The sequence below is a fragment of the Pantoea latae genome, assembly GCF_002077695.1.
GTDB lineage: Bacteria > Pseudomonadota > Gammaproteobacteria > Enterobacterales > Enterobacteriaceae > Pantoea > Pantoea latae.
In genome coordinates this window covers 87,312-109,809 of the sequence record NZ_MWUE01000033.1, presented here as the reverse complement: position 1 = coordinate 109,809, position 22,498 = coordinate 87,312, and the positions used below count along the sequence as shown (strand labels likewise).

Below are 22,498 nucleotides of genomic sequence, written 5' to 3'. Positions count from 1 at the left end.
CTGGCTAGCGGGCAAGCATGATGTCATTAACGATCTGCTGCGAGCTAACCGCATCCTGGCGGCTGATAGCGTCGTGCAGCGCAGCGTTGTCGTGCAGTTGATCGCACAGCTTCAGCAGGCGCGTCACGGTGGCGATATTGGTTTCGGCTTCCCGCACCGGATCGAGCCCGCTGGCGTCGGGAAAGGTGTCGAAGTAGTAGGCGCCCTGATAGCCGTCGCGCTGCATCTGCCAGAGAAATTCCAGCGTGGCGCGCGGGTTCACCGATCCCGCCATCAGGCCGTCGTCGCGTTTGCCCCAGCCGTCATTGAGATCCAGTCCCAGCAGCCGTGAACGACGCGCCACCATCGCCGCCGCCCAGGCGGGAATTTCGTTGGCGAAGAGCACATGGGCGAAATCGAGCGTAATGCCGAGGTTAGGGCTGCCCGCTTCCTCTACCGCCAGCAGGCAGGTAGTGACGTTGGGGAAGATGCTGTAGGCGCGCGGCTCGTTGGGCTTATATTCGATGCTGACGTCGATATCGGGCGCATACTCCGCGACCTCGCGCACGGCGCTCACCGCGTCTTCCCACATTTTTTTGTAATCTGCCTGGAAGCAGTAGTCGAAACCATCCTGTCCCATCCACAGCGTCATCAGGCTGGCGCCGAATTCGCGTCCGGCGTCGATGCCGCGCTTGGTGAGTTCAATGGCTTCGCGACGCACGGCGGCGTCGGGATGCGTGAAGGCGCCGATTTTAAACTGCGGCGCATCCCAGCGCATTTGCATCCCGTTCACCGCCAGGCCGGCATCCTCGATTGCCTGCCGCATCGACGGGATATCCTGCGTGATGTGCTGCGGGTAGTTCAGGTCGAGATGCGTCAGGCCTTTGACGGTTCCGGCGCGTGCGATCATCTGCAATACCGAGGGCTTGCCCTGCAGATCCGGCCAGTAACGATGCGCCCCAGAGGCAAAAGAGTTCAGGCGTGTTGCGAATTTTAATTCCGACATGTGAGGTCCCTAAACCAATTGTGAAGTACTTTCTTTTTTCACAAAATTATGTGAAGTAGTATTTTTTATACGCTTGCGATTTTTTTTCACAAGAGGAAGAGCGGGAGAAAAATCTGTTTTGCGAGGGCGCTCACGAAAGAATGCACAAAAGCACAAACAGGGCGACAGACAGGAGTAGCGCCAAACGGCCGCATCACAGGCAAAAAAAAGCCCGCTCGGCGGCGGGCTAACAGAATCACAAATTCACTCTTTGTTGTTTTTTTCCCTGGCGTGACGCAAAAAAGAGGTGCCGACGGCACGGCTAAATAAACGCTTAATGTCGGCCAAAAAGCATGCGAAGAAGCCGATGATAAACTCGCTTTTCATCCCGACACTGCGCCTGCTCCAGCCGCTTTAATAATTTGCAGCATATCGCCTGGCGATTAATCGGCCGATCGCTATTCATCAGTTCGCAGACGATCCGCCCGATGGTCAGGTAGCGGATCGCGGCTTCGTCGTGGAGAGAAGGGCTTCTCACCGCTGGATCAGGCGTTTCGCTACGGTTATCTGGCATGGTTTCCTCCAGTTAAAGGGGGATAGCAACGTTTCAGTCGCCGCATCGCGCTGTGCGCTAAAGGGTAATGGACGCTGCCACAGCTATGGCGCGGCTTTTTCAGCGAGTGGACGTCGGCTTATTTTGCCGCCGGTTCGCCCCGCCTCAATCGCGCGTTCCGGGCTATTTTTGCTATTGCCGCTTTTGCGTTCCGCTTCGCGGGCTCGCTCGGGATGGTCGCTGACACTGCCACCGCTGCGTCGTTGAAACATATCGTCACCTCGCGTTATCACGATTCACCACAGACAAAAGAACTATGTAATCAGCAGCGGGTTATTTCAATGCGAAAACTCAGGGTGAAAATTTAATTTTTAATGAGGATTAATAACGACTTAAAGAAAAGAGCGCCTAATTTATTCATATTGCATCACTTAAATTTTCTTTTTGTACACTTCGTTATCCACTGTACACATTTACAAAAAATCCCGATCCGTGAATGAAATCACATCCTCACCAGTCATTTACGTGCGGATTTTAGTTAGCGCAGCATTTCTCTCTGGTTTGAAAGGTGAACCTGAAGCGGAACAGCGCGCTGATAACCCACGGCAGCGAAGGATAGCTTTAACCGGCTGGGCGCAGCGCACAAAATGCGACATTCGTCGGCTATACTCATCCCCTAAACGAAGCGGGAGTGAGAGAGGCAGGGCGAGAATGAATGAGGAGTTAGAGCGTCAGCAGTTTGAACGCTGGATCCGCAGCGATGAGTTTTTTGAAGAGCGCTGGCTGCGGCGCGACAGTTTCCGCGGCTACCGCTATCACCTGGTGGAAAACCGCTGGAAGGCGTGGCTTGCCCGCAGCAAACTGACTCCTTAGCTAGTGCGATCGCTTTTGCTTTTTTTAATGCGTTAACGTGTAATAAATACCCACTCGTTTAATCCCCACGCCTGATTATCGGGCGAATAGTCATTCCGGAAAAAATAATTCTCCTCTTAATTTTTGGTTATTTTTAAAGCCATTACGTCCGCGCGAAAAATGCGCTTTCGCTTATCCTGATAATAACCGTTAACCCACAGGCGGCGGGATATCGGCAGACAGACGATAAACTTTACATTTTAGCAGTAATAAAAATCCACCCAGTAGCGTTGCTTATCATGAGGAAGAAAGTATAGAAGATGGCTTTGCTTATCTAGTTGATATATAAGGAAATGAAGTGATTTGACTTAATATCGATCTCCAGTAAAAATCGCCTGTGTATGACGTGGTAAATCACCGTTAGCAACCTATAATCCATTTCTGCTGAATATTTTTTTGTCAGAGCGAGCAGGTAAATATCGCTATAAACCCTGCAGCCAGGCGATAACCCGCCTGGAAAAAATAAGGCGGCTTATATTTTGCGCGCATTGCGTTAACCCACCAGTTTGACTACACAGAATGGAAAGTGATGAAAAACATACTCGATAAAATTAACCTGCCAGCCAAATTTCTTATTCTGGGTTTATTCGCCCTGATTTTGTTTATATTACCGACAACGCTATTTATTCAGACGGGTAATCAACTGATTAATGCCAAACAGCGCGAGCTGAGCGGCGTACCGGTTGAGAAACAGATGCTGAAGCTGCTGAATTTGCTGCAGCGCCATCGCGCGGAGACCGCCATCGCCATCGCGCTGAAAAAGCCCGATAACCCGCCGCGTCTCGCGCTGGTTGAGGAGATAAACCGCCTTTCAGCGACTATCGAGTCGGCGCTTCGCGCGCAGGATGCAGGCGCGCAGCCCTTACAGCGGCTCGAAAAGCTGGATCAGGCCTGGATGCAGCTGCAGAGCGCCATCAACGGCAACGCGCTCTCGTTTGCCGACAGCCTCACCGATCATGCTCACCTGATTCAAATTATGCTGAGCGCCAATCTCGACGTGCTGGACTTTTACGGCATGTCGCTGGACAGCGATCTCAACACCTACCAGCTGATTACCAGCATTTTTAACCGCCTGCCGCAGCTTACCGAGACGCTGGGGCAGATCAGAGCCGCCGGCGCCTCGCTGATCGCCTCCGGCACCATTACTGACAGCGACTATAGCCGCATGACGTTCCAGATCGACGCGGGCAAAACGGCGCTGGAACAGTTCAGCGTCAACCTGGATAAGGTGTTCGCCATCGAGCCGGCGCTCGCGGCGGATTTTAGCGCGGCGGCACAGCAGGCGAATCAGCAGGCGCTGAGCGCGCTGCAGCTCGCCGGAGGCATCTTCATTAGCCGAAACAGCAGCGTTGCTCCAGTGGAGTATGTGCGGGTGTTCACGCAGGCGATTAATCAGTTCAGCGCGCTGGGCGAGCAAAACGGCGATCGGCTGGCGCAGATGCTGCAAACGCAAATCGATGCACGTCGTCATGCGCAATATCTGCTGCTGGCCGGTCTGCTGGCGGTCGCACTGGTGGCGGTTTTCGTGGCCCTGATGATCAGCCGCTCCGTTACGCGTCCGCTGCAGCAGGCGGTTAGCCTCGCCAGCCAGGTGGCGGCGGGCGATTTAACCTCGCGCCTGCATATTACCGGAAGCAATGAGATGGCGGCGCTGCTGCAGGCCTTAATGCAAATGCAGCAGCAGCTGGCGCGGCTGGTATCCGATATCAAAAACCATGCGTCGACTATCGCCACCTCGTCGGAAGAGATTGCGCAGGGCAACGGCGATCTCTCTTCCCGTACCGAAGAGCAGGCCGCTTCGCTGGCGCAAACGGCTGCCAGCATGGAGCAGCTGGCGTCGATTATTCAGCAGAACGCCGACAATACCCGCTTTGCGTCAGATAAAGCCGTTTCCGCCACTCAGGCGGCGCTGATGAGCGGCGAGGCGATGGATGCGGTGATGGACGCGATGCGCAAAATTCGCGGCAGCTCCGGACAAATTGAAGAGATCACCTCGGTGATTGACAGCATTGCGTTCCAGACCAATATCCTGGCGCTTAACGCCGCGGTGGAAGCCGCGCGAGCCGGTGAGTCGGGCAAAGGCTTCGCCGTGGTGGCGACCGAGGTGCGCGCGCTGGCGCAGCGTTCCGCCAGCGCCGCGAAAGAGATCAAAAGCCTGATCGAGCACTCTGTCAGTCAGGCGCAGGAAGGGATGGGCATGGCGCAAAGCGCGGGCGATAAGGTTAAGCAAAGCCTGAGCGCCATCGAGCAGACCTCTCAGCTGATCCGCGATATCTCCTCTTCGTCGGCGGAGCAGAGCAGCGGCGTCGCGCAGGTGAATATTGCGGTTAACCAGATGGATCAGGTGACGCAGCAGAATGCGGTGCTGGTGGAGCAGTCGGCGTCCTCAGCGGGCGATCTGGCGGAACGCGCCGGACAGCTGCGTCATATGGTTGCCGTCTTCCGCACACAATAAAACGGTGAGTAATCAGCAGCGGGGCCAGCCTGGCCTCGCTGCTGCCCAGCCGGTTACGGCGTAAGCAACAGCCTGAAAAATTTCGCTTTTGCGCCCCGCCTGCGGCGATACCCGCTATGCTTAATAGCCTGGCCATAAAGAGCAGAGGTATTTTTGTTTATAAAAAAGGTCGATATTGGTCATTACGCGCTGGAATTGCGGCGCATTGCAGCAGGGTATCAGACTGGCGAAACATTGCCGGAAGTGAAAAAGAAGGTCGACAGCGTGATCGAGACGCTAAAGACGACGCTCACCAGCGACGCACAGATTCAGGTGCAAAAATGGGGCGAACTGGCGGATGCGCTCAGTTTTTACATGAAAAATACCGCCGATCCCGACTGGACCACCGTGATGGCGTATGCGAAACGAAAAGTGAACCGCAGCAAACAGAACGCCATGTTCAGGCGTAAACGCTTCAAGGATTAAACCGCCAGCGGCGGTTTTTTTCTGTCTGATGGTTATCCCCGTCACGCCTCTTGCTGACAATTTTACCCCTTCCGCGCAGGCTATACTCCGTGGCTTCACCGCAGTGCAACCTGGCGATGCCATAAAGGGTTGGGTACCCAGGTTAATCCGAGATCAACCCTCAACGCGCAGTGTGACTGGATTTGGGAGAACACCATGAAGAAAATTGGCATCAACGGCTTTGGCCGTATCGGCCGCCTGGTTTTAAGGCGCATTCTGGAACAGCAGGAAGCGGTGGAGGTGGTGGCGATCAACGACCTCACCTCGCCGGAAATGCTCGCCTATCTGCTGAAATATGATTCTAACTACGGCGCCTTCCACGGCGAGGTCAGCGTGGAGGGCAACGCGCTGCAGGTCAACGGCAAGAAAATTACGGTGTTTGCCGAGAAAGAGGCGAAGAACATTCCCTGGGGATCGCTGGGCGTTGACGTGGTGATTGAGTGCACCGGCTTCTATACCTCGGCGGAAAAAGCGCAGGCGCATCTGGACGCCGGCGCGGGCAAGGTGCTGATCTCCGCGCCCGCCGGCGAGATGAAAACCATCGTCTATAACGTCAACCATGACACCATCAGCGCGGAGGACAAGATCATCTCCGTCGCCTCCTGCACCACCAACTGTCTGGCGCCGATGGCGAAAGCGTTGCATGACAGCTTCGGCATCAAGGTCGGCACCATGACCACCATTCACGCCTACACCGGCACTCAGGCGCTGGTAGACGGGCCGCGCGGCAAAGATTTCCGCTCCTCGCGCGCGGCAGCGGAAAATATCATTCCGCACAGCACCGGCGCGGCCAAGGCGATCGGCCTGGTGATCCCGGCGCTGACCGGCAAGCTGAAGGGCCACGCGCAGCGCGTGCCGACCAAAACCGGATCGGTCACCGAGCTGGTGTCGATTCTGGAGAAAAAGGTCACGGTCGACGAGATCAACGCCGCTCTGCAGCGCGCCTGCGAGAATAACGAGTCGTTTAAATACACCGACGATCAGATTGTCTCGACCGACGTGATCGGCGTGCCCTACGGCTCGATTTTCGATGCGACCCAGACCGAGATCAGCGAAGCGGGCGACGTGCAGCTGGTGAAAACTGTCTCCTGGTACGATAACGAGTATGGCTTTGTGACGCAGCTGGTGCGCGTGCTGCACCTCTACGTGACGCTGTAAACGCGAGCGGGCTGGTTAGCCCGCTTTCTCTCCCAGCTGCGCCTGCAGAAAATTAAGCAGCACGCGGTTAACCTCGCTGCGCTGGCGATGCTGCGGATAGACCGCGTTCAGGCAGAGCGGTGCGGGTTGAAACGGTTCCAGCACGCTCACCAGCTCACCGCGCTGTAACGCTGGCCCGACAATAAACGCCGGCAGCAGCACCAGCCCCAGCCCCGCTACCGCCGCATCGCGCAGCACCTCGCCGTTATTGCTCAGCATCGGCCCCTGCACCATCACGCTTCTGCGTTTACCCGCCTGCTGTAGCTCCCAGCCGCTCAGGGCTTCCCGCCCGTAGCGCAGACAGGCGTGCTGCGCCAGATCGTCCGGCGTGTGGGGTTCGCCCGCGCGCGCCAGGTAGGCAGGGCTGGCGCAGATTAGACGTCGCTGCTCGCCGAGGCGTCGCGCAATCAGCGTCGAGTCCGCCAGCGCGCCGATGCGAATCGCCATATCAAACCCTTCGCCGATCATATCGACGTAGCGATCCGCCAGCTCGATATGAAACTGCAGCGCCGGGTGCTGCGCCAGAAACTGCGCGATAAGCGGCGACAGGTGACTCATGCCGAACGACATCGGCATGCTGATACGGAAGGTGCCGTGCAGCTCCTGCCGCCGCGTCGACATCGCCTGCTCTGCCTCACGGATATCGTCGAGAATGCGCTGCGCATGCGGCAAAAACAGCATGCCCGCTTCGGTAACCGACAGCTTGCGCGTGTTGCGGATCAGCAGCTGCGATCCCAGCGACGCCTCCAGCGCGGCCATGCGGCGGCTGACGTACTGCTTGGATAACATCAGCTGGTCGGCCGCAGCGGTAAAGTTGCCGGCATGGATAACGGCGACGTAAATGCGAAGGTCTTCAATCAGCATAGTGTCCACTTATTTGTGACAGTGATTGCCATTTCGGCCTGTTTTTAAAGGGATTAGTTTACGGTATTATCTGTTCCATCGGAAGGGCAACGGCGCTTCCCCCTTACAACACAGGAGCACACCATGATTGAGCAACGTCTGTCAGAGCAGCGCGGCCTCGGTGACCACGGCTGGCTGCATTCACGCCACACCTTTTCATTTGCCAACTACTGGGATCCGAAACAGAGCGGCTTCTCCGACCTGCTGGTGATTAACGACGACCGCGTCGCGGCTTCACGCGGTTTCGGCGCGCATCCGCACAGCAATATGGAGATCCTCTCTTACGTGCTGGAAGGGGCGCTGGAGCATAAAGACTCTATGGGCACTGGCTCCGTTATTGTTCCCGGCGACGTGCAGTTGATGAGCGCGGGCAGCGGCGTAACGCACAGCGAGTTCAACCACTCGAAAAGCGACGGCGTTCACTTCCTGCAGATCTGGATTGTGCCGGCGGAAAAAGGCACCCAGCCGGGCTATCAGCAGATCTCTGTGCCGGAAAGCGAAAAACGCGGTCAACTGCGTCTGATCGTGTCGCCGGAAGGCGAGGGCAACTCGCTGACGGTGCGCCAGGATATGCGGCTCTATGCCGGTCTGTTCGATGGGGAAGAAGCGCAGACGTTCACGCTGGATGAGGATCGCTACGCCTATATCCACGTGGCGCGCGGCAGCGTGACGGTTAACGGCATCCGCTTCAACGCCGGCGACGGCGCGCGAGTGCGCAACGAGAAAAGCCTCGCCTTTAGCGAAGGCGATAATGCTGAAGTGCTGCTGTTCGATCTGCGTCCGGTTGAGGTCAACCACCCGAGCCGCTAACGCCTGAAAAAAAGCCCGACGCTGTTGCGTCGGGCTTTTTCTTTATTTGTCGTCCTGCTTTTTCTCTGGCTCTTTCTCCAGCCCGGCGGGCTCCTCATGGTCGAGCCTGTGCGGTTTCAGCAGCTGAATGTCGAGGATTACATAGGTCATGGTGGTGATAAACAGCGAAATCACGCTGCCGATCACCCCGCTGGTGGTAAAGGTGAAGAAGTTATACATCACCACCCAGGTCAGGCAGATAAACAGCGCCAGCGCGACGTTAATGGCGGAAAACGAGTAGTGCGTGGTGCGCGCCCCCAAATCCAGGATCTGCTTATAGAGGTTGCCGCCGCTGTATTTCTCCAACAGCACGATAGCGCGCTCCCAGTTTTGCAGCCGACGGGCGCTGCTGCGGGTGACGAACAGAAACAGTAGCGACAGGAAGAAGCCGGAGAAGGCGATCAGCACCGGCACCGCCTGCAGCGCATAGTCGAGGCTTTTATGGCCGGTGCTGTGGGTGGCGAGATCCAGCGTCAGCGAAGCGCCGAGTGCGCCATACAGAAATACAAACAGCGCCAGAAACAGCGCGTTGCGCTTCCAGTCTCCTTCCACTTCAGCCATGCGCTGCGCGCGGGCGCTCAACAGCGCCTGCCGTAGATCTTCCGCCTGCGCGGAGCCGGGCGCGATAGCCGTTGCGGCGTCGCCGAAAAAGGTGTGCAGGAAGGGTTCATCCGCCTTTTCAATTCTCATTTCATTATCCATACAGGTGATACGCGATGGGCACAGTGTAATGGAGGGGGGCCGCAGGGCAAAGCGCGGCCGAGGAGATGTTTGCCATTCAGATGGCGCAGCGTCGGGCAGAACGGTAATGTTTCAGGGTCTCACCGGCAACCTGTAACGGAGAAAGCATCGTGCAATGGTTCAGTCAGGATAAATACGAGATTCGCCTTGAATGGGGCCTGTCTGCCGATAAGGGTAACCGCATTTATCCCTATCCGTGGAAGGACGAGTCTGCCACCGAGTATGCCAGGAAAATCGGAGCGAAGAGAGCCAGTCCTGACAGAAGATTCAGCGATAAAGGTTACAGCCTGTCGCCTTCACGGCGTGACAGGTTCAGTGCCAGTGATAGAGGGAGGGCATCATGCTATCCCCTTCATGTAAAAAGAGACGTCAGATGGATTTAGAAACTGCGCGTTTGAGGCTAGAACCCTTCCATGACTCACACTATGAGGGTTTGAGGATGATGGATAACGATTCCCGCGTGATGCGTTATATCAACAAAGGGATTGTTAAAACCCCCGAAGAGACCTGGGAAAGTATAAGGCGTGTTCAGTCGCGTTGGGAAAGTTACGGGTATTCGTGGTGGGCTATTAAAGAAAAGGCTTCTGAGATTGTCGTTGGCGCAGCATGCCTTCAGCATCTGGCAAACGTTGAGGGTGCACCTTTAGAGATTGGCTGGCGGCTCGTGCCGGAACAGAATGGCAAAGGCTATGCAACAGAAGCGGCTAGAGCAATTATTGCATTCGCAGCAGTGCAGACAGGCGCCACGTATTTAGTGGCTGTTGCCGATCCTGAAAATATTCCCTCTCAGAAAGTGATGCAGCGGCTAGGGATGACTTACAAAGCTATAGAGTGGCATTACGACACAACCTGCGTAGTTTATGAGCTTAACATTCAGCACACTGATCAATCGCAATGAGACGCGGGCATAACGTCCGCTTTGTGCCGGAAGCGGACGTTAGTGTTTTAAGAGTAAAACTCAGATACGACAGATTAACGGTATAGCAGCCAGACTTATTTTTAGTAAAACTCCTCTTTATGCTGATACCTATATTCTTGGGTTATCCCTGTATATCCATATGACGCAGCTTTGCAATCAATAACGTGCACGTTCGACTGAGGATGTAAGTTACCAATGGCCTGGTCCATAGCATTGTAAATTGCTTTTTGGTACGCCGCTTTCTGATCTTTGCTACATGTTTCATCTACGACTGTAACTTCGAGTCTAAACGAATTTTTCCCCCATTCATTCAAACTTTTACCATCAATAAACCAGTCGTCTTTATCTATATGTCTCACTATAACCATTGTTTCAAAGCTGTTTTTCTTTAATACATCGCACGTAATTTGAGTGGCTAAAAGTACGCACTTTTTGGTTAACATTTCATTCTTAGTGCCAGACAGTGTGAGAGTTATTCCAGGCATTATTACTCCTCATATTAACTATTGCTTAGCGTTATTATTACAGGCGTTGCCAAAGACTTTCGGCTATTTAGAGCTTCCTAAGATGACATAATTGAAAACGTGAGCGCAATTGTATGTCCGCTTTTCGCTCAAAGCGGACCTTACTGCTAAATCACTGGAAGATAATTATGCTTGTATGACTATTTGACTTGACAGTTCCGCGTTCTTTTTTGACTTCATCGCTTTTTGTAATGCCATTTTATCCAGTAAGTCCGCTACCCACCTATGGTGGGTAGCGGTGTATAGGGCAGTCAGCTGCGTATCCATAAACTAAAATCGACTCGTTTGACTTACTTTAACAGCAGTCGAATCCCAAGCAAGGCCATGACGGCTCCGCTTAGCCTGTCTAAAAATTTACGGTATTTAATGTAAGCCTGGCGCGGCCCTTCAGTGGATAACAGGCATGCAACGACGGCATACCAGAGTACATCGATAACAAAGGCCATGATGGGCAGAATGATATACATAACCGGCTGAATATCTTTGCTAAGCGCCGCAGAAAAGATACTGGCAAATACCAGAGCGGTATGGGGATTGCTGATTTGTGTGAAGACACCGGTAATAAAAGCTTTCGAGGCGCTGAGGTTCTGTGAAACGCCAGGATCGTTAAACCGGGTTGAAGGACGACGGATCATTTTCAACGCCAGCCACAGAAGATAGCAACCGCCGACAATTTTCAGCGCGGTGTAAAGTGATGGAATCAACGTCAGTAAGGTGTGAAGACCCGCTAACGCGATGGCAGCAAAGACCAGCGCGCCAAAACCCATACCCGCTGCTACAAATAATGCCGCCCGTCGCGAACTGGACATGGCCGTGCGGGCAACGAGAAGAAAGCTCACTCCCGGGCTCATTGCGCCGATCGTGATAGCCACACCAATAGCAGAAAGCGCAATCCAGTCAATGGTCATTTATCTTCTCCATTTTTTTTCAGTGTCAGCTAAATCAGTAGCCTTCAGCTGTGCCCTATCACAGCCCCAACGTTTACTCTCCAGAACCAGGACACCCGCTTTTCCTTCCCGCTGAATTCAGGTACCAATCCCGTAGAGAGAAGAGAGGGCAGCGTGATCTCAGGCATTAACTCCAGACACCGGCCCCCTGTACTGCATTACCTTCGAATGACTGAATATTTGTATAGGTGAATAGCCCATACAGGTCGTTAGGATCACAGAATAAAATAACTAAGAACTGCGAAGAAAGCCCGTCATCGGTATTTGGATAAACATGAAACTCGGTGCCTTCAGCCAGTAATTCATCGATATTGTCATAAAAAAGCGTACCGGCACCACCCGGATCGTTCAGAGGAGGGCTAAGCGTATTTATCGCCTGGCCTTTAAACAGATAATTTGCGGGAGCAGCGAGCTGTAACTGAATGTTCACGTCAGTGGATGAATAGGTAAAGGTCACTGTGGCTTTGTCATTGTCAGCCCAGTCTGCGTCACCAATGTTCCTGAGCCGCTGTTTTGCCTCTTCAGACCAGTTGGGAAAATGTTTTAGCACCGTCTCAATGGTTACTGCTTTTTGTTCAGGAGCAGAGTTTTTCATCACACCTCCTTTTTAGCCGCGTGCACGCTGGATGCGGGCATGACCTGTTATCACATGCGCCGGTGATTATTTCAATTAAATAAGCGCTGGTATGTTAGACCCACGCTCTTCAGCGTTACCGCCTTTCTCGAACCCTGTGCCGTGACGCTGGCCTGTCCGCTGACAAAATATTCATCATCAACAGATAAAAAGGTCGCCGTTGATGGCGACCTTAAAGATGAAGCGTGAAGCCCCGCCCAGAATGGTTGCCGCTACGCTCTGGCCTCCTTCAGCAGTTGCCTAATCACCTTCTCCTGTTCGGCGTAGTTTCCCTCGCCAAAGGCGCTATAGCGCAGCTGACCGTGCGCATCGAAAAGATAGTGCGCAGGCCAGTACTGGTTACCAAAGCGATTCCAGATAGCGTAATCATTATCTGCCACCACGGGGTAAGGCAGCCGCCACTCTCTGACGGCGCGGCTCACGGCTTGCTTATCGCGCTCCCAGGGATATTCTGGCGTGTGCACGCCGACCACCACCAGTCCCTGTGCCTGATATTTATTTGCCCAGTCGCGAACATGGGGCAGGGTGTGCTGGCAGTTGATACAGTCATAGGTCCAGAAATCGACCAGCACCACTTTACCTTTCAGCTTTTCAGGCGTGAGCGGCGCGCCGTTCAGCCACGACGTCCCGCCCTCCAGCGAGGGCAGCGCGCTGCTGGTTTGCGGCATCGCCACGGGTTCGAGGCGGACAGCCGGTTCCGGTTTTGCCATCCACTGACTCATGCGCTGCTCAAGATTCTGCGCAAAGGCTGGCGTGCTTTGCAGCAGGCTCACAGACCCACTACCGATCAGCGCGACCGAGGCCAGCATCAGCGCACCGGCTCCCTGCCGCAGGCGTGTCGTGAAGGCCAGCCCAGGGCGAAGCCGCGCGATCAGGCTGCGTCCGGCGAACCCGATCAGCCCCAGCATGATGGCCGCGCCGCTGCCGTAGGCAGCAAGCAGCAGGCTGACCGATAGCGGATTGTTTGCCACGACCGCCAGACTGAGAATGGCGCCCAGCACCGGGCCTGCGCACGGCGACCAGAGCAGGCCGGTTGCCAGCCCCGCCAGCAGGGCCGCAAGCAGACCGCTGTTGCGGTGACTGGCGCTGTTCAGCTGGTTTCCCATCGCGACAACTGGCTGGGTAATGAACTGCGCTATGCGCGAAGAAAGCAGCGTCAGCGCCGTCAGGGTCAGAAACAGCAGCGCAATCCAGCGTCCGGCGGCGGTAATGCGAACAACCCACTGGCTCGCCACCGTCGCCAGCAACGCCACAGAGGTGAACATAATGACCATGCCGCTCAGCAGCGCCAGCAGCTGCCCGTTGCGCCCGCGCACGCTGGCGAACACAAACGGAATGACCGGCAGCGTGCAGGGACTGAGCAGCGTCAGCATGCCAGCCAGAAAAGCAATAAACAGTAACATAATCAGCTCCTTACTTTGCCTGCACGGCGGCAGTGATCATGCGCGCCACGTCGTCCGGGTGACTGACCATCGAGACATGACTGGAAGCCACCTCGCGCGTCTGTGCGTGGATTTTGTGCGCCATGGCGCGCTGCAGATCGGGATTAATCATGCGGTCCTGCGTGCTGACCAGATACCAGCTCGGCTTCTGCGCCCAGGCTGCCTGCGCCACCTTGTCACCAAAAGCGGCGGCGCGGATCGGCCCCTGGGTGGCTGACATCAGCTTTTGCTGGGCGGCAGGCACATCCGGCGCAAAATCATCGGCCAGCGCACTCGGCGGCAGAGAGAGAAAGCCGTCAGCGGATTTTGTCAGGCTCGCGCTGCCCGGAGGCGCGGGGTAACTGTCGGCCAGGGCGGCGGTCGTCTGGTCCTTGTCCGGCGCGAAAGCGGCGACATAGACCAGCGCTTTGACCTTTTCATCGTTGCCGGCTTCGGTGATGACGGTGCCGCCCCATGAATGTCCAGCCAGCACAACATCGCCCTTCGCCCGCGCTATCGCGCGCTGCGTGGCGGTGACGTCATCCTGCAGGGAGGTCAGCGGCAGCTGCACGGCAATCACTTCATAATTTTTCGCCTGAAGCAGTGGAATGACGCGATCCCAGCTGCTGCCGTCGGCAAAGGCGCCGTGCACCAGCACGACAGAGTGGATTTCGTCGGCGTGTACCAACGGAGCGGCAGAAAGGGCCAGCAGGCCCAGGGAGAAAAAACGGACAACGGCTTTCATAGTAAACCTCATAACGGTGGATGAACGTCTGCCTGCTGGCAGTACCTTTATTAAACCCACCGCATGTGTTCAGCCTGTTTCCGCTATTGCCAGTTTTGTCGGTTTGTATGTGTAACCGACCGGGGGATACAAAAGGCTACAAATCGGTTTGTCGCAGCGTGACGCACGCATCGAGCCCGCCCTCGGGGCGATTGCTGAGGCGCAGCGTGCCGGACATCTGGCCGACCAGCTGGGCGGCAATCGCCAGCCCCAGTCCGGTTCCGCCGGTGTGGCGGTTGCGCGAGCTTTCCACGCGGTAAAACGGCTCCAGCACCGCCTTCAGCTCCGCTTCGGGTATGCCAGGCCCGTTATCCAGAACGTGAATCGTGACGCTCTCCTCATGGGGCGCGCAAAGCTGGATCTCCGCTTCGCCACCAAACTTCAGGGCATTGTCGATAAGATTGGTCATGATACGGTGCAACGCCTGCGGCCGGATGGCAAAGGTATCCTGTCCGCTGCAGGGCATAAACGTCACCGCTTTGCCGATATCCTGATAGTCGCAGGCTACGCTGTCGAGAAACGCATTCAGGCTGACGTTCTGCCGCTTCTCCTCTCGTACCTCAGAAGAGCGCGCATAGGCGATACCCTCTCGCACCAGCTGGCTCATATGGTCGAGATCGCTCAGCAGCTTGTCGCGCAGCTCTGGCTGTTCTGCCATCTCCACGCGTAGCTTCATGCGAGTGATGGGAGTTTGCAGGTCGTGAGAAATGGCTGCCAGGATCTGCGCGCGCGCTTTCAGGTGATCCTGTATACGCGTCTGCATGGCATTAAACGCGCGAGCCGCCTGCTGCACTTCCGCCGGGCCGTTCTCTGCCATCAACGGCGTGCTGGCGGTTGGCGTCAGCGCATCGACCGCCTGGGTGAAGCGCATAAAAGGGCGTACCACCTGGCGTACAGCCAGCCAGGCGCAGAAAAGCAGCAGCAGCAGCTGACCCGTCAGCACCAGCGGCAGCCAGCGCGCGATGGCAGGCATGCGTGGCCAGAGGTCGAGCGTCAGCGGGGCGCCATCATGAAGCGTCAGGTGCATCTGAATATGCTCGCGCGGACCAGGGATGGCGTGGAGGCTCATCTGGTAACGTCCGCCCAGCGTCTCCTGTAAGGAGCGCACCGCGTCGCGTGCCCGCCAGCTGCTGGGATAAGGCCCCGGCTCGCCTGGCGACAGCTGATATCGGTAGTTGCCGCGCGCCAGCTTGGCCAGCCATTGAGGACGTTCCGCTGCAGGCAAACGATCCAGGATCGCCACGCTGGTCGCCACATCATATTCAAGGTTGCCCAGCATAACGGTTTTGGCGCTGCTCATTCGCTCTATCATCAGGCTGACCAGCGTGGAGGCGTTGGCCAGCAGCAATCCGCCAAGCACAATAATCAGCAGGCGCGACAGCAGCGAGCGCGGCCAGAGCGTCATTCATACGCCTCTTTAATCACCACCGACGCGGCCAGCACATAGCCTTCGCTGCGCACCGTTTTGATGTAAGCCGGCTCGCGCGCATCTTCACGCAGCCGCTGACGCAGTCGGCTGACCAGCAGGTCGACAGAGCGTTCGAACAGCTCGGCATCGCGCCCCTGAGTCAGGTTCAGTAGTTGATCGCGGTTGAGCACGCGCTGCGGATGGTCGAGAAATACACGCAGCAGACGGTATTCGGCGCCGCTCAGCGCCACGATGACGCCACTGCTGTCAATCAGATGGCGCGCAGAGGTATCAAGCTGCCACTCGCCAAACGCAATAAGACGTCCGGCTTCTGTAATCTGTAAATTAGGCGGCAGCGCCCGGGTGCGGCGCAGGATCGCTTTGATGCGCGCCAGTAGCTCGCGCGCAACAAAAGGCTTAATCAGATAATCATCCGCGCCCATCTCCAGTCCGAGAATACGATCGGTCTCCTCGCTGCGCGCGGTCAGCATCAGCACCGGCAGATTACGCTGCGTGTCGCTGCGCAACTGGCGGCAGAGGGTCAGGCCGTCGTCTCCCGGCATCATGATATCCAGCACCACTAAATCGATATGCTGCGACGCCAGCACCGCACGCATCTCACGTCCGTTAGCGGCACCGGTTGCGCGGTAGCCGGACTTTTCCAGGTAGTGGGTGACCAGCTCGCGTATATCGCGGTCATCGTCAACGACCAGAATGTGATCGATGTGTTCCAAAACATCCTCCTTTTCTGCGACATACGCCAGCAGCGATCGTGAGAGTCGATCCTGTATATAAGAGTGCCGTTACATGGCCGCGGCATCCGTGATGGCTTTGACAAACGCTTCTGGATCTTCAGCCGGCGGATTGTGCCCGATATGACCGGTGAAGGTCCGGTGTTCATATTTTCCGCTGAATTTTGCCCGGTATGCTTCTGGAGCCGGATGAGGCGCGCCGTTATTATCGCCCTCAATGGTGATGGTGGGCACGCTAATCACCGGCAGCGTCGCTAACTTTTTCTCATAAGCATCATATTTTTGCTCGCCTTTTTCCAGACCCAGACGCCAGCGATAATTGCTAATCGTGATGGCCACCTGATCCGGGTTATCCAGCGCTTTCGCGGATTGATTAAAGGTCGCCTCGCTGAATGTCCAGCCGGGTGAGGCCTGCTGCCAGATCAGGCGGGCAAAATCATGGGTGTTTTGCGCATAGCCCTGGCGGCCACGCTCTGTGGCGAAGTAGAACTGATACCACCACTGCAGTTCCGCCTTCGGCGGCAGCGGTTTTTGGCCCAGCGTCTGGCTGCTGATCAGGTAGCCGCTGACGGACACCAGGGACTTCACACGTTCGGGCCAGAGCGCGGCAACGATATCAGCCGTGCGTGCGCCCCAGTCAAATCCGCCAAAGACGGCCTGTTTGATGTTGAGCGCATCCATCAGCCCCACCACATCTGCCGCCATGGCAGACGGCTGACCGTTGCGCGGCGTGCTGTCTGAGATAAAGCGCGTGCTGCCGTAGCCGCGAAGCCAGGGCACGATAACGCGATAGCCTTTGGCCGCCAGCTTCGGCGCTACCGTGGCATAACTCTGGATATCGTAGGGCCAGCCGTGCAGCAGAATAATGGGCTGCCCGTCGCGAGGACCAATATCGACATAACCGACGTTAAGCACACCGGCTTTGACCTGATGAATATGACTAAATGCGGCGGCATAGTCGGTTTCTGACGAGGCAGCGAAGGCAGAGGTCGCGGCGCTCAGCGCCAGTGCGGCCAGCAGTGACGGACGAAAAAAAGCGTTCATAGCGGTGTTCCTCAATGTGTTAGTGATGTGCGGCATGCTCGGGTACGGTGAAGGTGACGGTTTTGCTGTCGAGCGGCTTATGGGTAGGATCGGCCAGAATAAGGGTCACCTTGTGTCTCCCGGCGGGCAGCCCGACCAGGATGACGGGTTCACCGCTGGTGTCTGCCCAGTGCCACGGATTGTCATCAACAATCACGTGAATATGCCCAACGCGCGGGGTGATGTTCAGCGCCTTTGGGCCAAATATCGGCTCGATACGTAGATTCTCGGCCCGGTACTGAATAAACACCGCGCCTTTGCGCAGCGGGCCGGCCAGCGGCGCATCCACAATCAATTTCGCCGGAGGCTGTGGGGTTTCCAGCGGCGCGACGGCAGCCGGCCCCAGCACAGCGCCGGCGCTCAGGTCGCCGAGCCTGTCGGCCCAGGCACAGGTTGCCGAAGCGCCCATCAGCAAAGATGAAATCAACAGTCGGGTTAACATCGGGGTCTCTCCACGCAGTGATGTGATGCGTAAAGAAGAACACGGCAATGTAGAGGGGATATGTGCAAAACGGCGGGTTGTGCAACGGGGTGTATGTGTTCAGCCGGCGGATACAGTGTGATACAAAACTAATGAAGCTCACAAAGGCGGTCGATAAAATTTAGCCAGGGCTTGTTGGCGCACCGTTGCGCAGCCGGGGTCTACCAAAGGTATCTATGAGGGAAAGTCCGCTTTGAGCGAAAAGCGGACGTGGCATCAGCACCGGTTACGTGTTAAAAACCTGGCCCTCGGAGCTTTAATTTTTCTTATTCTGATAAAGATCCCAGCGGTTGCCGTAGATGTCCTCAAACACAACGACCATCCCGTACTCCTCCTCTCGCGGTTCCTGGCAGAAGTTAACACCCTTTTCCTTCATGGCGTTAAAGTCGCGCCAGAAGTCGTCGGTCTGCAGGAACAGGAATACCCGCCCACCGCACTGGTTGCCGATAAAGCCTTCCTGTCGCTCGTTTGAAGCACGTGCCAGGAGAAGATTACAGTCGCTATCCGGATTGGGCGTCACAACGACCCAGCGCTTACCCGGTTGCGGCGTGTCTTCTACCAGCGTAAAGCCCAGCTTGTCGGTATAGTACTGAATTGCGCAGTCATAGTCGTCGACCACGATGGCCACATAACCCATGCATCATTTTTGCATTCTAATTTCTGTTCCATTAAGTTGCTGACATAACTGCTTTGAAACAACTTTTTAACACAATCGAACGCCACTAGTCGCATTGATGAATCCAAAACAACAACTTTCGCTTCTGGAAGAGAACTGACATGTGTGCGGGACAAAGTCCGCTATGAGCGAAAAGTGGACATTTAGATAGGCGTTGACTTGCTATCCGCCCATATTAAAGCCAGATTTTTGAAAATCTCTGTAGACTTCTGGATTGTTGAAGGCCGGGAAATTAGCTTTATGGGCTGCTGATTCAATCGCTTCGCAATAGGCTTTATTACCATTGCTGGTTGATATATTTAAAGCCGTACCATCCTGAGCAAATTCAATATGCAACCTGCATTTTTTCCCCTTCCAGTTCTGTGACACATCAAGTTTGTTATTTATTGCCGCCCTGATTGCCCGTGCTTGCGCACCCCATTCATCCTGATCATCCCAGCGCCCTGAACTGCAATTACCTGTAGCTGTGGTCTTATGGCATTCGGAAGGATGCAACGGCGCGCATCCCGCGACCAGGCTGACAATAATGGTTAGCATAACGATTTTGTTTACGGTTTTAGACAATTCCATTTTTTGCCCCTTAATCCCTTTAAACCTCAGCAATATGGGCACATTCTTACTTCATTATGCCATCTTTTTAACCACTAATTAATTGCACTAGCAATTTTACGTCCGCTTCTGGCACAAAGCGGTCATTATTCTCAACTAATCCCCGGTTAACACCGGCTCCCGGCAAGCCGGGTCGTCAGCTCTGGCCGGCTGGCTGACAAGCTACGCCAAACCGCAAAGGGCTGCGTTTCGGGCCTGGCGGTTGGGGTCTGATGGCGAACCCTGGCAGTCCAGATTCGGTGATGCTGACGTATTACTATGCTGAATCAACATGGCTGAGCATCAGGCCAATGGCCCGAAAAAGGCGATCTTACAGAGCGATCACAAACTCATTACCGATTTCACCACTTTGGCTGGCGCACCTCCCTCATTTTGCCCGGCATACTGTGATGATACTGCATGGGAGAAAGTTTCAGTTAACCGGCAGGATACAGAGCAAAAACTTCAATCTGCTTTTTCAGTTTAGCTGCGCTCTTAATCGCATGACATTGACCATGAAAGCTCACTGAATGGCACTGAGTCACTGGCTGTGAGGCCCTGCGAAGGAACTCATTAAGGAGTTAAAATTTATCAATAGCGGGCGCACTGCGAAACTCCGAAATACAAGATTATTACAGTCGATACTTTCTGCGCTGCTTTTATTATGATTTATATTAACAAGTTACGTGATATACTTATATAACTTTACATTAAATGAGATTTGTTTACCTTTATCCGCGGCTGTTGTTATATAAGCACTTCAAATGATTAACAGGACGTATTGGTCATGTATGACGTTGCAGTTGTAGGGCTGGGGGCGACAGGAACCAGTTTACTCAGCCAGCTACAGGATGAAATTTATAACATCAGAACGGCTCAGCCGCGAATTGCCGTTTTCAACCCCCCTGCCAGCTTTGCAAAAGGAAAAGCGTTTGGTGATGCTGATGCCATACACAAGGTCAATACCCCGCCGGGGTTGATGTCAGTGACGGCAACTGAACCAGAACTGTTTGGTCACTGGTTGCATTCCACCTTTAACTCCCGTGAACGCTGGCCATCGCGCCTCAGATACTCAGATTTTATCCGCCAGACTTACCGTGACGTTAAGCAGGCCGGGATACTGAAAATTGATGAATTCCACCACAGCGTGGTGAGCATCAGGAAGCAGGGAGCATCGTTCTCCCTGTGCGATGACAGCGGAAACTCAATCTTCGCCCGTAACGTTGTGATGTGCCTGGGGCATTATCTGAAAGCGCCTTTCCGGCGTTCGCCGGAAAGCCTGGTTTTATTTCGCATTATACGCAGTTCGATCAGTCTTCTGCTGCGCCGCTGCTCATCGCCGGTAGCGGTCTCACGGCCGTTGATGCGTTTCGCTATGCGTTTGGCAAAAGTCAGGTGAAAATCCATCTCTTTTCACGCAGCGGTTATGTTCCGACCTGCCTTACGAGCAGTAACCGCTATACACCCGTTCACCTGACCTGGCGTAAAATCATGTCTGCCACTGCGGAAAGTGAAGACATGCTGAACGTATTCTCCCGTCTCCTTCGAAAAGAGTTTTACCTTCTCAGAGAAAAAGGGGAATTCCGGCCTGCTATGAAGCTGTTACGTGAGGAGCGGCAGACCGAGTATTTCCGCATGCTGCTTACGCGTGCGGAGAACTGTGATCTGCCCTGGCAGGATGTTCTGGTTTCAACGCGGCCGTATATGCACAAGCTCTGGAACGCATTCACATCCGAACAAAAGCTGCGATTTATGAAAATGTACGGTGCGGTGTGGGCCGCCTGGCGTCATCCGGTACCTCAGGAGGTGTTTGGTGAACTAATCGAGGCTTCTGCTCATGAGAGGGTAAGGTTTCATCAGGCGCTTGCTGCTCCGGAACAGACTGACAGCCGTTATGTGTTGCAAACCCGGTCAGAAACGCTTTCATTCCGTCATTTTTGGGATGCAACGGGAGGCAGGCTTGATATTGGCCAAACGACACACCCATTGTTACAGGACCTGCTGAGCCAGTCGCTGATTGAAGGACAACCCTGTGGCGGCATCAATACCGACCCGCTGATTTTCCAGTGCCAGGTTAATAACCGTAAGGTGAATGGCCTGTTTAATATCGGGCCGCTCAGTAAAGGAAGCCTGTTCTCGACCAATGCCTTCTGGTTTAACGCACGCTGTGCGGAGACCTGGGCCAAACAATGGGCCGTAAAATTCTGTTCGGCAGACATAAAGGAAGAATCGTGAGTATTTTCTTTCCTCTGATTTATCTTTTCGCTGGCTGGCTCGTGGGCAAAACCTCGCTGGATTTCAAAACGGCGGCATCGTGGGTATTAACGCGTATCGCGATACCTGTTGTGATTATTTTCAACATATCCACCCGCTTTGGCAGTATGAGTACCATCATTATTGCAACAGCGATGTTTATGCTGGCCATGCTGGTAGTTTGCCAGCGGATTATGTGTGATCCGGTGAAAAGCCTGTGCTTCAGCTATCTCAACATTGGGTGGCTGGGGCTTCCTGTTGCCAGTGCACTGTTTGGCAATGATGCTTCTACTATCATCATTGCCGCCTACGTCGGCAGCTCCATCGTGGGGAATTCAGTGGGTGCAGGTATGCTGTCAGGCAGCCGATTTAATCTTCTGAAACTGGTTCAGACACCCCCTGTGCTGGCCTTGTTTGCCGGTGCGATACTCATCCCTTTCGGTCAGGATGTCAGCCTCTGGGGGACCGAACTCTATAGCGTTTCGAAGTTTATGATGAGTTTTCTGGGCATGGCGGTGCTGGGAATCTGGCTGTCGAAAATCAGGCTCTCGGCAAGCGATCTCCTGCGTGAGATTAAGCCGTTTCTGCTCAAGTCTGTCGTTATGGCCGTTCTGGTTTCGCTGCTGCTGCTCCTGGCTAGTTCACTCAATTTCAGGCTCATCGCAGAGAACCCGGAGACGTTGTATCTGTTCTGCCTGCTGCCACCCGCGGCCAATATCATTGTGCTGGAAACGCACTACCTGGGCACAGGTAAATCGGCAAGACCTATTACCTGCGGGACCTGCGTCAGCATAATCGCAATAAGCCTCTATGCGGCCGTTATTCTCGGGTTCAGGGCGTGGGGATAGCGGGCCGCCTCACTCTCTCAAGCTTGAGGGGTTTGCCAAAACTACAGGGGTTACCCAACGTCTTCCGGGCCTGTGAGCGCAGCTTTCAGTCTGAACTCAATG

At 55.0% G+C, this 22,498-nt stretch carries 26 protein-coding genes; 10 read left to right on the top strand and 16 right to left on the bottom strand.

Annotation, left to right across the window (positions count from 1 at the left end; genetic code table 11):
* Window positions 1-4: 4 nt before the first annotated feature.
* From B2J69_RS20355 to B2J69_RS24395, 3 genes are all read right to left on the bottom strand, one after another.
* Complete coding sequence (locus B2J69_RS20355; RefSeq protein WP_081141766.1) at window positions 5-985, bottom strand: TIM barrel protein; 981 nt, start codon at window positions 983-985, stop codon at window positions 5-7.
* 313 nt (window positions 986-1,298) lie between these two features.
* The gene (locus B2J69_RS23965) at window positions 1,299-1,538 is read right to left on the bottom strand and encodes a biofilm development regulator YmgB/AriR family protein (RefSeq protein ID WP_143806322.1); all 240 of its coding nucleotides are present in this window, start codon (window positions 1,536-1,538) and stop codon (window positions 1,299-1,301) included.
* Window positions 1,539-1,621: 83 nt separating this feature from the next.
* On the bottom strand, window positions 1,622-1,789 hold the full coding sequence (locus B2J69_RS24395) for a con-10 family general stress protein (RefSeq protein WP_143806321.1): 168 nt from the start codon (window positions 1,787-1,789) through the stop codon (window positions 1,622-1,624).
* A gap of 439 nt (window positions 1,790-2,228) precedes the next feature.
* On the opposite strand from B2J69_RS24395, the gene B2J69_RS24130 reads away from it, so the two are divergent.
* The 4 genes from B2J69_RS24130 (at window position 2,229) to gap (ending at window position 6,546) form a co-directional block, all read left to right on the top strand.
* Window positions 2,229-2,390 carry a hypothetical protein gene (locus B2J69_RS24130; RefSeq protein WP_158083446.1) on the top strand — a complete coding sequence of 54 codons (162 nt, stop codon included), beginning with the start codon at window positions 2,229-2,231 and terminating at the stop codon, window positions 2,388-2,390.
* Window positions 2,391-2,958: 568 nt separating this feature from the next.
* Window positions 2,959-4,884 carry a methyl-accepting chemotaxis protein gene (locus tag B2J69_RS20350; protein ID WP_081141765.1) on the top strand — a complete coding sequence of 642 codons (1,926 nt, stop codon included), beginning with the start codon at window positions 2,959-2,961 and terminating at the stop codon, window positions 4,882-4,884.
* A gap of 153 nt (window positions 4,885-5,037) precedes the next feature.
* A complete protein-coding gene (locus B2J69_RS20345) occupies window positions 5,038-5,349 on the top strand; it encodes a hypothetical protein (RefSeq protein ID WP_081141764.1) in 312 nt (103 codons plus the stop codon).
* 195 nt (window positions 5,350-5,544) lie between these two features.
* Window positions 5,545-6,546 (top strand): type I glyceraldehyde-3-phosphate dehydrogenase, encoded by a 1,002-nt coding sequence (gene gap / locus B2J69_RS20340; RefSeq protein ID WP_081141763.1) that lies wholly within the window; start codon window positions 5,545-5,547, stop codon window positions 6,544-6,546.
* Between the two features lie 15 nt (window positions 6,547-6,561).
* On the opposite strand, the gene B2J69_RS20335 is transcribed toward gap, so the two are convergent.
* Window positions 6,562-7,449: a LysR family transcriptional regulator gene (locus tag B2J69_RS20335; RefSeq protein WP_081141762.1), complete on the bottom strand. Its 888-nt coding sequence runs from the start codon at window positions 7,447-7,449 to the stop codon at window positions 6,562-6,564.
* Between the two features lie 123 nt (window positions 7,450-7,572).
* Here B2J69_RS20335 and B2J69_RS20330 point away from each other — a divergent pair, with 123 nt between their 5' ends.
* Complete coding sequence (locus B2J69_RS20330; RefSeq protein WP_081141761.1) at window positions 7,573-8,298, top strand: pirin family protein; 726 nt, start codon at window positions 7,573-7,575, stop codon at window positions 8,296-8,298.
* Between the two features lie 42 nt (window positions 8,299-8,340).
* Here the strand turns inward: B2J69_RS20330 and B2J69_RS20325 are convergent, their stop codons facing one another.
* Window positions 8,341-9,027, bottom strand: a complete 687-nt coding sequence (locus B2J69_RS20325) for a RipA family octameric membrane protein (protein ID WP_081141759.1) — start codon at window positions 9,025-9,027, stop codon at window positions 8,341-8,343.
* 424 nt (window positions 9,028-9,451) lie between these two features.
* On the opposite strand from B2J69_RS20325, the gene B2J69_RS20320 reads away from it, so the two are divergent.
* Entirely contained in the window at window positions 9,452-9,976 is a 525-nt protein-coding gene (locus tag B2J69_RS20320; protein ID WP_081141754.1) for a GNAT family N-acetyltransferase, read from the top strand.
* Between the two features lie 101 nt (window positions 9,977-10,077).
* Here B2J69_RS20320 and B2J69_RS20315 read toward each other — a convergent pair whose 3' ends face one another.
* The 11 genes from B2J69_RS20315 to B2J69_RS20265 all read right to left on the bottom strand — a co-directional run bounded on the left by B2J69_RS20315 (window position 10,078) and on the right by B2J69_RS20265 (window position 19,277).
* On the bottom strand, window positions 10,078-10,482 hold the full coding sequence (locus tag B2J69_RS20315; protein WP_081141749.1) for a tautomerase family protein: 405 nt from the start codon (window positions 10,480-10,482) through the stop codon (window positions 10,078-10,080).
* A 329-nt stretch (window positions 10,483-10,811) separates the two neighbouring features.
* Entirely contained in the window at window positions 10,812-11,429 is a 618-nt protein-coding gene (locus B2J69_RS20310; protein ID WP_081141746.1) for a LysE family translocator, read from the bottom strand.
* A 166-nt stretch (window positions 11,430-11,595) separates the two neighbouring features.
* Complete coding sequence (locus B2J69_RS20305) at window positions 11,596-12,063, bottom strand: hypothetical protein (protein WP_081141743.1); 468 nt, start codon at window positions 12,061-12,063, stop codon at window positions 11,596-11,598.
* Window positions 12,064-12,314: 251 nt separating this feature from the next.
* Complete coding sequence (locus B2J69_RS20300; RefSeq protein ID WP_081141740.1) at window positions 12,315-13,505, bottom strand: cytochrome c biogenesis protein DipZ; 1,191 nt, start codon at window positions 13,503-13,505, stop codon at window positions 12,315-12,317.
* A gap of 10 nt (window positions 13,506-13,515) precedes the next feature.
* Complete coding sequence (locus B2J69_RS20295; protein ID WP_081141737.1) at window positions 13,516-14,268, bottom strand: alpha/beta fold hydrolase; 753 nt, start codon at window positions 14,266-14,268, stop codon at window positions 13,516-13,518.
* 136 nt (window positions 14,269-14,404) lie between these two features.
* Window positions 14,405-15,712 carry an ATP-binding protein gene (locus tag B2J69_RS20290; protein WP_081141734.1) on the bottom strand — a complete coding sequence of 436 codons (1,308 nt, stop codon included), beginning with the start codon at window positions 15,710-15,712 and terminating at the stop codon, window positions 14,405-14,407.
* On the bottom strand, window positions 15,709-16,449 hold the full coding sequence (locus B2J69_RS20285; protein WP_081141731.1) for a response regulator: 741 nt from the start codon (window positions 16,447-16,449) through the stop codon (window positions 15,709-15,711). Before B2J69_RS20285 ends, B2J69_RS20290 begins: the two co-directional genes overlap by 4 nt.
* 69 nt (window positions 16,450-16,518) lie before the next feature.
* A complete protein-coding gene (locus B2J69_RS20280) occupies window positions 16,519-17,511 on the bottom strand; it encodes an alpha/beta fold hydrolase (RefSeq protein ID WP_094078537.1) in 993 nt (330 codons plus the stop codon).
* 19 nt (window positions 17,512-17,530) lie between these two features.
* Entirely contained in the window at window positions 17,531-17,992 is a 462-nt protein-coding gene (locus tag B2J69_RS20275; RefSeq protein ID WP_081141728.1) for a DUF6130 family protein, read from the bottom strand.
* Between the two features lie 295 nt (window positions 17,993-18,287).
* Window positions 18,288-18,668 carry a VOC family protein gene (locus B2J69_RS20270; RefSeq protein WP_081141725.1) on the bottom strand — a complete coding sequence of 127 codons (381 nt, stop codon included), beginning with the start codon at window positions 18,666-18,668 and terminating at the stop codon, window positions 18,288-18,290.
* A 201-nt stretch (window positions 18,669-18,869) separates the two neighbouring features.
* Window positions 18,870-19,277 carry a cell envelope integrity protein TolA gene (locus B2J69_RS20265; protein WP_094078543.1) on the bottom strand — a complete coding sequence of 136 codons (408 nt, stop codon included), beginning with the start codon at window positions 19,275-19,277 and terminating at the stop codon, window positions 18,870-18,872.
* Between the two features lie 310 nt (window positions 19,278-19,587).
* On the opposite strand from B2J69_RS20265, the gene B2J69_RS23955 reads away from it, so the two are divergent.
* The 4 genes from B2J69_RS23955 (at window position 19,588) to B2J69_RS20250 (ending at window position 22,396) form a co-directional block, all read left to right on the top strand.
* Window positions 19,588-19,782 carry a hypothetical protein gene (locus tag B2J69_RS23955; RefSeq protein WP_143806320.1) on the top strand — a complete coding sequence of 65 codons (195 nt, stop codon included), beginning with the start codon at window positions 19,588-19,590 and terminating at the stop codon, window positions 19,780-19,782.
* Between the two features lie 300 nt (window positions 19,783-20,082).
* Window positions 20,083-20,694 (top strand): FAD/NAD(P)-binding protein, encoded by a 612-nt coding sequence (locus B2J69_RS20260; RefSeq protein ID WP_081141722.1) that lies wholly within the window; start codon window positions 20,083-20,085, stop codon window positions 20,692-20,694.
* A gap of 92 nt (window positions 20,695-20,786) precedes the next feature.
* On the top strand, window positions 20,787-21,530 hold the full coding sequence (locus tag B2J69_RS20255; RefSeq protein WP_081141719.1) for an FAD/NAD(P)-binding protein: 744 nt from the start codon (window positions 20,787-20,789) through the stop codon (window positions 21,528-21,530).
* Entirely contained in the window at window positions 21,527-22,396 is an 870-nt protein-coding gene (locus B2J69_RS20250) for an AEC family transporter (protein ID WP_081141716.1), read from the top strand. The genes B2J69_RS20255 and B2J69_RS20250 overlap by 4 nt, the downstream gene beginning before the upstream one ends.
* The last annotated feature ends 102 nt before the right edge of the window (window positions 22,397-22,498 follow it).